At 57.6% G+C, this 12,520-nt stretch carries 12 protein-coding genes; 11 read left to right on the top strand and 1 reads right to left on the bottom strand.

Annotated features, from left to right (window positions below; translation table 11 throughout):
- Nucleotides 1-3 precede the first annotated feature (3 nt).
- The 10 genes from ABGT73_RS06460 to ABGT73_RS06415 all read left to right on the top strand — a co-directional run bounded on the left by ABGT73_RS06460 (nt 4) and on the right by ABGT73_RS06415 (nt 9,847).
- Entirely contained in the window at nt 4-2,688 is a 2,685-nt protein-coding gene (locus tag ABGT73_RS06460) for a phage tail protein (RefSeq protein ID WP_346668982.1), read from the top strand.
- A 13-nt stretch (nt 2,689-2,701) separates the two neighbouring features.
- Complete coding sequence (locus ABGT73_RS06455) at nt 2,702-2,938, top strand: hypothetical protein (RefSeq protein ID WP_346668981.1); 237 nt, start codon at nt 2,702-2,704, stop codon at nt 2,936-2,938.
- Nucleotides 2,939-5,617 carry a BppU family phage baseplate upper protein gene (locus ABGT73_RS06450; RefSeq protein WP_346668980.1) on the top strand — a complete coding sequence of 893 codons (2,679 nt, stop codon included), beginning with the start codon at nt 2,939-2,941 and terminating at the stop codon, nt 5,615-5,617.
- A 443-nt stretch (nt 5,618-6,060) separates the two neighbouring features.
- The gene (locus ABGT73_RS06445) at nt 6,061-6,576 is read left to right on the top strand and encodes a hypothetical protein (RefSeq protein ID WP_346668979.1); all 516 of its coding nucleotides are present in this window, start codon (nt 6,061-6,063) and stop codon (nt 6,574-6,576) included.
- On the top strand, nt 6,507-7,259 hold the full coding sequence (locus ABGT73_RS06440; RefSeq protein WP_346668978.1) for a reverse transcriptase domain-containing protein: 753 nt from the start codon (nt 6,507-6,509) through the stop codon (nt 7,257-7,259). Before ABGT73_RS06445 ends, ABGT73_RS06440 begins: the two co-directional genes overlap by 70 nt.
- Nucleotides 7,256-7,630 (top strand): hypothetical protein, encoded by a 375-nt coding sequence (locus ABGT73_RS06435; RefSeq protein WP_346668977.1) that lies wholly within the window; start codon nt 7,256-7,258, stop codon nt 7,628-7,630. Before ABGT73_RS06440 ends, ABGT73_RS06435 begins: the two co-directional genes overlap by 4 nt.
- Nucleotides 7,627-7,803 (top strand): hypothetical protein, encoded by a 177-nt coding sequence (locus tag ABGT73_RS06430; protein WP_346668976.1) that lies wholly within the window; start codon nt 7,627-7,629, stop codon nt 7,801-7,803. Before ABGT73_RS06435 ends, ABGT73_RS06430 begins: the two co-directional genes overlap by 4 nt.
- An 18-nt stretch (nt 7,804-7,821) precedes the next feature.
- Nucleotides 7,822-8,748, top strand: coding sequence for a GH25 family lysozyme (locus ABGT73_RS06425; protein ID WP_346668975.1), 927 nt, complete (start codon nt 7,822-7,824; stop codon nt 8,746-8,748).
- A gap of 16 nt (nt 8,749-8,764) precedes the next feature.
- Nucleotides 8,765-9,244 (top strand): phage holin family protein, encoded by a 480-nt coding sequence (locus ABGT73_RS06420; RefSeq protein ID WP_346668974.1) that lies wholly within the window; start codon nt 8,765-8,767, stop codon nt 9,242-9,244.
- 3 nt (nt 9,245-9,247) lie between these two features.
- Nucleotides 9,248-9,847: a hypothetical protein gene (locus ABGT73_RS06415; protein ID WP_346668973.1), complete on the top strand. Its 600-nt coding sequence runs from the start codon at nt 9,248-9,250 to the stop codon at nt 9,845-9,847.
- Nucleotides 9,848-9,920: 73 nt separating this feature from the next.
- Here the strand turns inward: ABGT73_RS06415 and ABGT73_RS06410 are convergent, their stop codons facing one another.
- Nucleotides 9,921-10,595 (bottom strand): magnesium chelatase domain-containing protein, encoded by a 675-nt coding sequence (locus ABGT73_RS06410; RefSeq protein WP_346668972.1) that lies wholly within the window; start codon nt 10,593-10,595, stop codon nt 9,921-9,923.
- Nucleotides 10,596-10,772: 177 nt separating this feature from the next.
- Here ABGT73_RS06410 and ABGT73_RS06405 point away from each other — a divergent pair, with 177 nt between their 5' ends.
- Entirely contained in the window at nt 10,773-12,455 is a 1,683-nt protein-coding gene (locus tag ABGT73_RS06405; RefSeq protein WP_346668971.1) for a phospho-sugar mutase, read from the top strand.
- The last annotated feature ends 65 nt before the right edge of the window (nt 12,456-12,520 follow it).

Genomic DNA, 12,520 nt, shown 5'->3' with positions numbered 1-12,520 from the left:
CGGGTGCTGCTGGAGCTGTACGACAAAAGCCATAAAAAGCTGGGAAGCCTTACGGGGATCAAGTCGCCGCACATCCAGCGCACGCTGGAATACGGAGACGAAACGCTGGACTTTAGCTATCCGACCAGCGGCCCCTGGCTGCAAAGTCTCCAGGCAGAGTGCTATGTGCGCACAGATCGCCAGGAGTATGTTATTAAGGCTGTAGAGAAAACCACCACGAGCCAGTGGAGGAAGGTTTCCTGTTCGCTGAATATTGAGGAGCTGGAAGGAACCCCGTTTGAAGGTTTCGAGAGCGTAGAGCAGACGCTGCAAGACGCTGCGGAGTTTGCGCTGGAGGGAACAGGGTGGACAGTAGAGACGGCAGAAGATATTACGAAGCGAAGAACGATCCGAAAAGAGGACGACACAACGGCGTGGGAGGTGATGAAGCAGGCCGTAAGCACATACCGGGTAGAGATGGAGATCGACGCAATCAGAAAGCGCCTGATTTTCCGCACCCGGCGGGGAATGGACAAAGGGGCGTATTTCATCGAACGGCTAAACCTGCGCAGTCTGGGGGTAAAAACAAGCAGCTACGGTTTTTATACCCGGCTGATCCCGATCGGAAAGGACGGGCTGCACCTGTGGCAGGACGGGATCAACTACCTGGACAACCACCAATACAGCGATAAGGTGATAACGCAGATTTGGAGGGATGAACGGTACACGGTCACAGCTGCGCTGCAGGAGGATGCGCTGGCGAGACTGGATGAAGCGAGCCGCCCCGCAAGAGCATACACGGCGGAGCTAGTCAACCTGGCGGCGCAAAGCGAAAAGTACAGCGTGCTGGAGTATGACCTGGGAGACACTGTGCTGTTGATTTCCGAAACAGCAGAAGAGCGGGAAAAGCAGCGGATCGTGAAGCTGGATGAATACCCGGACGATCCGACGCAAAACAAGGCGGAGTTGTCGAACGTAAAGCAGACGTTTGCGCAGTTACAAAAAACGGAGGACGAACTGGCGACACAGGAAGCCGTCAACATATCCTCCACCAGAATGAAGAAAGTCCTGCAAGACAACTACATGACGTCGGAAGAAACACGGGTAGCGATCAGCGCGCTGGAGGAATCCATCCTGCTGGAAGTGTCAAAAACCTATGTGACACAGACAACCGTGGATGAATCGGTGAAGCCGATCCAAGACGCCGCCGCCCAGGCCGCCGCCCAGGCAGAGCAGGCCGCCCGGGAGGCAGCCGCCGCCCAGGATGCCGCCGATACGGCCACACAGAACGCTGCGACGGCCCACGAGAAGGCAGAGGCCGCCGCCCAGGCTGCCGCAGAGGCGGAAGCAAACGCCGCCGCAGACGCCACGGAGAAGGCGGAGGCAGCCCGCAAGGCAGCGGAAGAAGCTGCCGCCGCAGATGCCGCCGCAAAGGCTGCCCAGGCGGAGGCCAACGCGAAAGCAGAGGCCGCGAAAGATGCCACAGAGAAGGCGAACGCGGCGCAGACAGCGGCGAAAGAGTACACGGACGAACGCCTGACAGAGTACAGCACCACACAGGAAATGAAAAGCGAAATCAAGCAAACGGCGGACCAGATTTCGCTGGAGGTGTCCGTGACCACAAAAGAAGAGAATATGCTGCTGTACAAAGACTTTGAAGATCGAGAGAATACGCAGCATTGTGAAGTGGAAAACGGAGAAATGCGGGTATTCTTTTCGGCGTCCGAAACGACAGCGTTTTCCATCCAGGAAAAGGCAGACCCGGCACTGTGGAAGTTGGCGCAGGGGAAGGCAATGAAAGTGAGCGGCTACTACAAAGTGGTGAAGCCGTTCAATGCTGCGGCTGTTGCATTATGCATGGGATGGAATTACACGGCGGGAACGGGACAGAGCCTGTATTTTACGCAAAACGCGCCAATTAAAACAGACACAGCAAGCGACGAATGGGTGTATTACGAAAAGATATACACGGCGGAGCTGCTGGACGAAGAGCTGGCAAGTCTGTATATGTTTTTGAACATAGAGCCACAGAAGGCAGAAACAGACGGGGAAATCTTGTGGAAGGATTGGAGCCTGACAGTCTCCCCGCCGGTGCAGGCGGGGAACGTGCGCTCAAAGTTCGCAATGGACGCCAGCAGCGTGACAATCGACACGGGAAAACTGACATTCAACAGCAACACGATCGTGATAAATTCGACAAACTTCAAATTGGATGAAAATGGAAATGTGCAAGCAAAAGGGAGGTTTGAATCAGGCGACGAAAACAGTAAAGGGTTTGCCGCAATAAAAGATGGAACGCTTGTTATAAAATACGACGGAGAAACGAATTTGTATTTTACAAGAACCACAGAGGGAAACGGATACGCAAATATGCACCTGTGCGGACCCGGAAACAAAGACGCGATAACGCTGCAAGCAAGAAAAGGAGAAGGCAGCGGAATTTTTATGTTTGACCAAAACGGGGCGCAGCAACTTACGTTACTAGGAAATGGGGATGTGACGATAAAAGACGCCTCGGTAAAAGAAAATGTGTGGACAAAAAACTTATCTATGGGTGAAAACTACGACGGAACCCTGTGGATGAGAAGGTCGAAACTGCAACCGTGCGGCGGGCAAAACGCCCTTTACTGCAACTGGGTAGCGGTGAAGGGATTGGACGGGAACACATACTGGGCGCTGTGCGGGTTCAGCAGCTACCCGGGAACATAAGGAGGACAAAGACATGAAAATGGGGATCAACCTTGCAGCAAAGACGTTGCAAAGGAATATTCACGAGCTGATCCAGGCCAGCGCCTGCCCGGCGGTTGTGGTACGCGCGGTGATGGAGCAGGAGCTGCAAGCAGTGAGGGAATGGGAGGCGCAGGAAGTGGAACGGGAAAAGGCCCTTCTCCAGAAAGAACTTGAAGCGGAAAAGGAAACCCCGGCGGAAACACCGACGGCAAGCGAAAAGGAGGACTAAATGGCAAACAAATTGCCCGTGCTGATTACACGGATCGACATTGACGCGTCCGCAGAAACAAAGGACTACCTGGTGCAAGCAAAACAGGGGGATAAAGCGACCCGTTTTGTTTCGGTGCTGATCGTGGACGATGGGAAAGAGTATGAGCCGCCAGAGGATGCGGACCTGATCGCAAACTTCACAAAGCCGGACGGGAAATTTGCTTTCAACGCCGCGAAGATCGACGAAGGCAACCGCATTTTGGTTGAGCTGACAAACCAGGTACTTGCGGTGCCCGGGGAAGTGACCTGCGAGGTAGAGATCAGAGCGAAAGACAGCAGCCAGATTTTGACCTCTTGCGCTTTCACGATCAAGGTGGGAAAGAACAACCGGGACGAAAGCGCGATCTTGTCCTCCAACGAAATGACGGCGTTCGACGAAAAGTGGGCGCAGATCAATGCGGACATGGAGGAATGGGCAACCGTCGAAAGAATGCGCGTGGAGGCGGAGAAAGCCCGCGCGAAGGCAGAGACAGCCCGGGAAGAGGCAGAGAGCGCCAGAGCAGCAGCCGAAAACTCCAGGGCAGCGGCGGAAAGCTCCAGAAAGTCAGCAGAGAGCGCCAGAGCAAAGGCAGAGAGCGCCAGAGCCGCAGCGGAGACAAAGAGGCAGACTGACACACAGGCCGCGATCAGGGAAACGGAAGCCGCAACGGAGGCGGCAAACAATGCAGCAAAGCGGGCGGAGGATGCGCTGGAGAACCAGGAGCAGCTGGAGCAGACGCTGGCGCAGTGCCAGGAGCTGAAAAACCAGGCCGCCCAGGAGGCCCAAAACGCCGCGACAGAGGCTGACGCAGCCGAAGCGGCAAAGAACCAGGCGGGGCAGGAAAAGACCGCCGCAGAGGCCGCGAAAGCTGCCGCAGAGGCCGCGAAAGCGGCAGCGGAAACAGCCCAGGAAAACGCGGAAGGAAACCAGCAGGAAGCAGAAAAACAGGCACAGCTGGCAAGCCAGGAAAGAGAGAAAGCGGAAGAGATTGCAAAGGCGGTGGAGGGATGGACAACAGACGGAGCCGTGGACTCCATTTGGGCGGCACGGCTGAATGGAGAGAACACAAGCGAGATTTTCCAGCAGTATGCCGCCGCCCTGGCAGCCCAGGGGGTTGCCGTGGGTAACATTTTGCGCCGCTGGTTCACCCTGCTGTGGGATGACAATACCTACGGCGTAAAGTTCTATAAGTTCGACACCAGCGCTACGTCGGACGGCGAACTGATCCAGTCCTCTGCCGAACTGGGCGCGGCGACGCCTGGAACCAACACGACAGAGGCGCAGGACCCCTACTTTGAGCACGGCGCGTTCTGGGCTGTTGAGGTGGCCTACGAGATCGAGGACAAAGAGGTGGCAATCAAGGCTGTGGCAGGGGTAAACGGCGTAACCCGCGCAGCTCTGCTGTCCGGCCAGTATGGCATGGTAGGCGTGGCGCAGAAAACCGGGTGGTATGCCGATACCGAGGACGACAGCTACTACTACCACTACTACCGCGCCGCACCCGCCAACTTTGTGACGGATGCAAACGCCTACAGACCGCTGCCGGAAGGCGTGGCACTGGATGGCAGCGTCCGGCCCTATGTGGTACACGCAAAGTACATGGCCGGACGTGGAGCGGACGGGAAGCTGACCAGCGCGTCTGGCCTGGCCGCCGTAAACTTCATCAGCATGCAGAGCCAGGCAACGGAGTGGCGCAAACGCGGCGCAGACTACTGCGGAATTTGCGGGTGTGATCTTTCTTTCCGCATGAGAATGTTCTGGATGAAGTACGGCAAAAAGGGGAACTCCGGCACTCTGGAGGGATGCAGCAATTACAACTACCAGAAAATTGCAAAGGTTTCCGAAAGCGGCGTAAAGCGGGTGCTGCTGACGGCGTCGGATGCGTCCGGGTATTTGGTGGGCAGCACCGTGTCCGTGGGAGACAAGGGCACGGGAACGTCTACGGATCGCGGCGTGGCCTCCATGCGTGCGCTGGCCGACAAGGTGCGTATTTTGAGCATTGAGGACGTGCAGGTGAACGGAACGAGCTACAAGGCTTTGAACCTGGACGCGCCCGCCGCGTTCAACACGGTGGCCGGTGAAACCTATATTTCTACCATGCCCTGGCACAGCGGAAGCTGTGACAACGTGAAGGGAGCAGACGGAAGCCCGACCAGCTGCACGTCCGGCAAGGAGCCGTTTGTACTCCAGCTGCTGGAGTGCCAGCCCGGCGGGTATGCGATCAGCGCGGACCAGCTGACGGAGCAGGTGCTGACGGCGGACGCCTACACGCACCGGCTTGTGTGTTTCCGCCAGGCTGCGCAGATCGCAACGTCCATTACTTCCAACGCCGTGCGCTCTCATGTCGTGCTGACCATGCCGACAAACCAGGCTGCAGCCTGGCTGTACCAGAAGGACGTGGAGATCGACGCAGACGGCAATATGTACGCCGTCGCCGCCGGAAGCCCGGCGGGGTCCACGACCGGCTGCCGGGCTGCCGTCTTTGTTCCGGCGGCTGGCTCCCGCGTCTATGCGTGGTGGGCCTGGGCCAGTTTGTTCTACGGGGGCGCTTGTGGCTTGTCCTGCGGCAACGCGATCAGTTCCTGCGGCTTCGCGAGCTGGCACGGCCTGGCGGGCGCTTGTGGGTCCGGGTCAAACAGGGGTGAATATGCCGGTTAATCCGGCATAGAGGGGACAGCGTCCCCTTTTTATGGGGTATGCAGCGTGTCACCGGGCTGCCGTCTATGTTCCGGCGGCTGGCTCCCGCGTCTATGCGTGGTGGGCCTGGGCCAATTTGAACAACGGGGGCAATTGTGGCTTGTCCTGCGGCAACGCGAACAATTCCTGCGGCAACGCGAACTGGAACGGCCTGGCGGGCGCATTTGGTTGAATGAGTAAAAATATTGCGTTGCATACCGTGCCCAAAGATGGGCCTGCGCTGTGATTGCACAGCGTGAACCGTGCAGGGAAACCTGCAAAAATCGAGTGAAACCGGCACCAGCCTGGAGGAAAAAAACAAAGGGCTGGCGGCGCGGAAAGACCGCGCTGGGGGCTAGTAGAATAGGGAAACCGAAACCGAACGCCGTTGCGCTCAACCAAAAGACTATAAAGGGGAGCGGGCAATGAAAACCTATTGCAAAAAGATAGACATAACCGATCCCGAACAGATAGGCGGATTTATATTTCAGTGCATGAGCAGGAGGTGGAAAGAAAATGGTTTCGTAGAACTTTTGGAGCTGTACGGAGGAATGACAAAGGAGCAAGTCCTGCAAGATGCGGCGGCACAGGACTATAACAGACTGCTGAAAGCCACACAAGGCATAGCGGAGGAAGTGGCGCGGCGGATCAGGGAGAAACGCCTGGAGCTGCGCCCGCTGCGCACATTTAAGAGGCGGGACGGACTAAGCGGAAAAATCCGCGATCTGTGCCAGGCGACGGCAATGCAGCAGTGCATGGACTACGTTGCAGTGGGTGCCATGGGGGAGCTGTTCGACGCCAAGATCGGCGTTTTCCAGTGCGCAAGCATTGTGGGACGCGGGCAGGAGTACGGAAAGAAGCACCTGGAGAAGTGGATCAGAAGAGACAAAAAGGCCCGGTATGTCAGGAAGGGGACATACAGAAGTGTTACGCAAGCCTGAAACCGGCCACGATCCTAAAGCTGCTGCAAAGAGACATACACAAAAATGAAACGCTGCTGTGGTTTGTGCAGGCACTGCTGCGGACGCACGAGACTGTAACGCCTGGCCTTGCTATAGGCTCCTATCTTTCGCAATGGCTTTGCAACTATGCGCTGTCGTATATGTACCGATACATAGAGAGCCTGGAGAAGGTAAGGAGAAAAAGAAACGGGGAAGTGCAAAGGCAGAAGCTGGTGCGCCACGTGCTGTTCTATATGGACGATTTTGTGATGATCGGGTCACGAGAGGCGGACGTGGAAAAGGCCATGAAAATGGTGGAAGCCTGGGCGCTGGATAACCTGGGAATCAGGATAAAAGAGAGGTGGGGGAAGATAGACCTAAAGCAAGGTTCGGTCGACATAATGGGCTTTGTGGTAGGATATAAAGGCACAAAGATACGCCGAAGGATTTACCGCAGAATACGGCGTCAATTTTTGAGAGCGGCAAGGAATTTGCGCACGCTGGGATATATCCCACACTGGCGAGCGCGGAAGATCAGCAGCTACAAAGGATATTTCAAACACACCAACACCAGGACGGCCACGAAACGGCTTGACGCGCGGGCGATATGCCGCGCCGCGCAAAAGTCAATCAGCCGCGTGGACAGGCTGGAAGCACAAAGAAGAAAGGAGACAAAAGCGTGAGACAGACGGCACACTACACAGAAAAACCCGCTGAAATTATGCTCTATGTGCTGGAGAGCGGGGCAACTGATGTATGGATGCGGAAAAACATCAAAGAAGAGCCGGTGGCCGATACCGAGAGCGGCGGAACGGTGACCCAGTGGGTGGCCGATGAAGTGTATGCACGTTTCGGTGAAACGCTGACGGAGGAGGCGATCCGGGAGCGCTGGGACGACTACTGGAATGTGGGGGAAAACTGGCCCACGGTATCGCCGGAAGAGCTGACGGACCACGAACGGCTGGTCGCGCTTGAACAGGGAAAGGCGGACAAGGTGGACGTGGAAAAGCTGAACGAAGCGCTGAACATGATTCTGACGGGGGCCACGGAATGAAAAAAGAACTGCGAGATAAAATTATCGCCTACAACAAGCAGGTGGCAGCCAACAAGGAGAAGGCGGACGACCTGCTGACGCTTTTGGGGGCATTGCCTCCCGGCCAGGTGAAAAACCTGCTGAAAGATGAAACCTGCGGCGCGATCCTGGCAAAGTACGGGATCACAGGATAAAGAAAGGAGAAAAGGAAAATGAAAATCTACGGTATCGACGTTTCGCACCACCAGGGGACGATCAACTGGGAAAAGACGGCAAGCGAACTGCGGCGCGTGAACGGGGGCAACAGCCCCGGCTTTGCCATCCTGCGTGTCGGTTACTCTGCGCGGCATGGGAAAGGCGGCCTGTACACGGATGGGCAGTTCCTCAACAATGTGGCGGGCTGTAAAAAGTACGGCGTGCCCATGGGCGTGTACTGGTACTGCTACGACACCACCGCAGAGGCTGCCCGGATCACGGCCCGGCAGGTTATCAAGATGCTGTCCGGCCATAAGTTCGACTATCCGATCTATTTCGATGTGGAGTACGGCACCAACGACGGCAGCGCCAGCGGGTACAAGTACAACAGCACCGCGAACCGGGCCAACAATACAGCGCTCATCCAGGCGGCCCTGGAAGAGCTGGAAAAGGCGGGGTATTACGCCGCCGTCTACTGTTCGCGGGACTTTTTCCTCAACTACACCAACCTGGGACAGCTGGCGGATTTCGACAAGTGGGAAGCCGCCTACACCTCCAGCGACACAAGCGCCGTGCAGAACGGCCTGTGGCAGTACAGCAGCTCCAACGCGCTGGGGATCGCGGGGTTTGGCAAAAGCCTGGACTGTGACGTGGCCTACAAGGACTACCCCACGATTATGCGGCAGAATGGCCTGAACGGCTACGAGAGCCAGGAAACCCCGGCGGATCAGGAGACAGAGGAAGGCCAGGAACAGCAGCAGACACCGACCATTGGCCCCATGAGCCGGGGGGACTTTGACCGCGTTGTGAACCAGGCGGCGGCGCTGGGCAAGGCCCCGATGGAGTACACCGTCCGATTTGAAGCAATGACAACCGCCACCGCGTCGAAGCTCCAGGCAACCGCAAAGGAGCTGAACGTCAAGTACAAGAGCGAATGGGCCTAAACAAAAGGAGGGGTTCATGGTGACTAAGTTTATTGACAGCTACAACATGATTGTGGGCGGGATCGTCGCTATCGCGGCGGCGATTTTGGGCGACCACTGGTATCTGTTTGCCGCCTTCCTGGCGCTGAACGTGATCGACTGGCTGACGGGCTGGCACAAGTCCTACAAGCTGCACGTTGAAAGCTCCAAAGTGGGGCTTGTAGGGGCGCTGAAAAAGTTGGGCTACTGGGCCATTATCGCGGTGGCGTTTGAGCTTGCCGGGGTCCTCCAGGCGCTTTGCGTGGATATGCTGGGGGTGGAGCTGGACTGGCTCTACCTGCTGGGCTGGTGGGTACTGGCGTCGCTGATCATCAACGAAGCCCGGTCCATCCTGGAGAATCTTGTGGAGCTGGGGTACGACGTTCCGCAGTTCCTTGTGGATGGCCTGGCGGTTACTCAGAAACTGATTGAAGCGAAGAACCCCGCCGCAGGGCTGGGAGACGATAAGGAGGAATAAAACGTGGCGAAGAAGGTAAACGACGCGATCCAGGCGGCGGTGGAGGCACGAATGAAGGGCGAGGAAGTCAGCCTGGAAGAACTGGAGCAGGAGCCGCCGGAAGGCGTGCAGGCCGTGCCGGAATATAGCGTGGAGGACAGCAAGGAGAAGCTGCTGGAGATTGCGGAGCAGCTGGGCGTGAAGGTCAGCAAGAACGCCAGCAAGGCCCAGATCGTCGCCGCGCTGGATGCGGAAATCGAAGCACACACGGTTGACGGAGAGGAAGCGGACGCCCTTCTGGAGAAGCAGAGAGGGGCCGCAGAGAGCGAAAACGAGGAGGCCAACAAGGACACCGGGGAAAGCGAGGACGGCCAGGAGAGCGGCGCAGAGGAGGCGCAGGATGAAGAAAAGCTGACCGGCTACGTGGTGACGGTCCATCACGGCTACACGAACCTGCGGCGCACGGCGGAAAAGACCGGCGACAACGTGGCGCAGCTGGTTGAAAGCGGCAAGCGGCTGGAAGTCGTGGCGCGCGTGAAGGGCAAAGACGGAAAGCCCTGGTTCAAACTGCTGTCTGGCTTGTACATCGTGGACGATCCCGACGTGACCAAGTACGGGGAGTAAACCCAAAAACGAAAAAGCCCAACCTGTAAGAGAAGTTTACAGGCTGGGCTTTTGGTTTTGTGGAAACATACTATTAACACATTGCACCCGGAGGCCCCACCAGCAGCAGATTGTGCCCGCCGGCCGCGGCGATCTCCAGCGCACGGCGTGCTTCGCTCTGTCCGCGCACATCGGCCATATCAGGTCCCAGCCAGACGCCGTTTTCGTCGTATCCATCCGCTTTGGCAGCGGAAAGAGGTTCCGCACCGCACAGGTGCTGTACCACTTGCTGAGCGTTCCGGGCCGGATAGACGGTGAGCCCTTCTGCCACGGCGGCCTCTGCGGCGTTCTCGGCAGGGAGAAACAATGTTTTGACGCCCTGCCGGACGGCTGCCAGGGCCATGGGCAGAACGCCGGTCACGGGGCGCAGTGTGCCGTCCAGGCCCAGCTCGCCGAGGAAGGCGCAATCCGTACCGGGAACGGGCAGCTTTCCCTGGGCTGCCAGAATGCCGATAAAAACAGGAAGGTCATATACGGGGCCGGTTTTCCGCACATCGGCGGGGGCCAGGTTGATGGTGATCCGGCTGGCCGGCCAGGGATAGTGAAGATTCTTGACAGCACTGCGCACTCGCTCGCTGCTCTCCTTGACAGCGGAATCGGGCAGCCCGACAAGGTTGAACTGAGGTAACCCTCCGGACAGATCCGCCTCCACCTGGACCAGGTATCCGGCCAAGCCTGTGACACCGAGGCTTGTCACCTTTGCATACATACACGGCCCTCCCATCTTGTCGATCTAGCAACAGTATAGCGCGAATTGGCCAATTTCACAAGCGGATCGGCGGGTAAACAGGCTATTTTGACTAAAAATTCATTGACAGCATCGGCTAAAGTTGTTATATTTAGTATATGCTTATAGCATTTATATGGAAAGTGTAGGTGTATACTTATGTATCAGGATATGTATGAGCGTTGGCTGGCCGCCGATCTGGACGACCCCGACCTGAAACCCGAACTGCAGAGCATCCAGGGGGACGATGCGGCAATCCAGGATCGTTTTGCCGTGGCCCTGAAGTTCGGCACGGCGGGTCTGCGCGGTGTCATCGGCGCCGGAACCAACCGTATGAATATTTATGTGGTTCGTCAGGCTACCCAGGGTCTTGCCAACTGGGTCAAGACGCAGGGCGGCACCCAGACGGTGGCCATCAGCTACGACAGCCGCATCAAGAGCGACCTGTTTGCCCGCACGGCGGCGCAGGTGCTGGCGGCCAACGGCATCAAGGTCCGCATTTACAAGGCATTGATGCCTGTCCCTGCCCTTTCCTTTGCCACCCGGTATTATCACTGCAATGCCGGCATTATGGTCACGGCCAGCCACAACCCCGCCAAGTACAACGGCTATAAGGCCTACGGCCCGGACGGCTGCCAGATGACCGATGAGGCGGCCGATATCGTCTACGCCGAGATCCAGAAGACCGATATCCTGACCGGTGCCAAGCTGGTTTCCTTTGAGGACGGCATGGCGCAGGGCCTCATTGAGTATGTGGGGGAGGACTGCATCAACGCTCTGTATGCGGCGATCGAAGCCCGCTCCATCCGTCCCGGCATCTGCAAGACTGCCGGCCTGAAACTGGTATACAGCCCGCTGAACGGTTCCGGTCTGGTGCCTGTCACCCATGTTCTGAAGGACATCGGCATCACCGACATTACCATTGTGCCCGAACAGAAGGACCCGGACGGCAACTTCCCGACCTGCCCGTATCCCAACCCTGAAATTTTCGAGGCGCTGCGTCTGGGTTTGGAGCTGGCCGAAAAGTCCGGCGCTGACCTGATGCTGGCCACCGACCCCGATGCCGACCGTGTGGGCATTGCCGTCAAGTGCAAGGATGGCAGCTATGAGCTGCTGTCCGGCAATGAGGTGGGCGTGCTGCTGCTGGATTACATCTGCGCCGGCCGTATTGAGCAGGGAACCATGCCCAAGAATGCCGTTATGTGCAAGTCCATCGTCTCCACGCCGCTGGCTGACAAGGTGGCGGAGCACTATGGTGTGGAATGCCGCAATGTGCTGACCGGCTTCAAGTGGATCGGTGATCAGATTGCCAAGCTGGAGGCCGCCGGTGAGGTGGACCGCTTCATCTTCGGCTTTGAGGAAAGCTACGGTTATCTGGCCGGTCCCTACGTGCGCGACAAGGACGCCATCATCGGCTCGATGCTCATCTGCGAGATGGCCGCCTACTATCGTGCCAAGGGCAGCTCCATCAAGGAAGAACTGGATCGCATCTACAGCGAGTACGGCCGTTACCTGAACAAGGTGGACAGCTTTGAATTCCCGGGTCTGTCCGGCATGGACAAGATGGCCGAGATCATGGCCAAGCTGCGCGCCAACCCGCCGAAGGACTTTGACGGCGACAAGGTGGTCAAGGTTGTGGACTACAAGAAGCCTGAAGAGACCGGGCTGCCCGCCGCCAACGTGCTGATCTATACGCTGGAGAGCGGTTCCACGGTGGTGGTGCGTCCCTCCGGCACCGAGCCCAAGATCAAGACTTACTTCACCACCAAGGGCAAGGATCTGGCTGAGGCCCAGGCCCAGAAAGACAAGCTGGCCGCCGCCTGCAAGCCGCTGCTGGCCTGATCTTCCTTCTATAACAAAAATAAGCCCTCGCGGACGTTCAGAAAGTACCTGAACCCCGCGGGGGC

This window comes from uncultured Subdoligranulum sp., assembly GCF_963931595.1.
GTDB lineage: Bacteria > Bacillota > Clostridia > Oscillospirales > Ruminococcaceae > Gemmiger.
Note: the sequence above shows the minus strand (reverse complement) of the source record. Positions and strands in the feature narration are given on the sequence as shown.

Bases quoted from the DNA above. Each gene is read 5' to 3' on its own strand.
- ABGT73_RS06425 (WP_346668975.1), top strand. From the start codon at position 7,822: ATGAAAATCTACGGTATCGACGTTTCGCACCACCAGGGGACGATCAAC.
- ABGT73_RS06445 (WP_346668979.1), top strand. From the start codon at position 6,061: ATGAAAACCTATTGCAAAAAGATAGACATAACCGATCCCGAACAGATA.
- ABGT73_RS06455 (WP_346668981.1), top strand. From the start codon at position 2,702: ATGAAAATGGGGATCAACCTTGCAGCAAAGACGTTGCAAAGGAATATT.
- ABGT73_RS06410 (WP_346668972.1), bottom strand. From the start codon at position 10,595: ATGTATGCAAAGGTGACAAGCCTCGGTGTCACAGGCTTGGCCGGATAC.
- ABGT73_RS06420 (WP_346668974.1), top strand. From the start codon at position 8,765: ATGGTGACTAAGTTTATTGACAGCTACAACATGATTGTGGGCGGGATC.
- ABGT73_RS06430 (WP_346668976.1), top strand. From the start codon at position 7,627: ATGAAAAAAGAACTGCGAGATAAAATTATCGCCTACAACAAGCAGGTG.
- ABGT73_RS06450 (WP_346668980.1), top strand. From the start codon at position 2,939: ATGGCAAACAAATTGCCCGTGCTGATTACACGGATCGACATTGACGCG.
- ABGT73_RS06405 (WP_346668971.1), top strand. From the start codon at position 10,773: ATGTATCAGGATATGTATGAGCGTTGGCTGGCCGCCGATCTGGACGAC.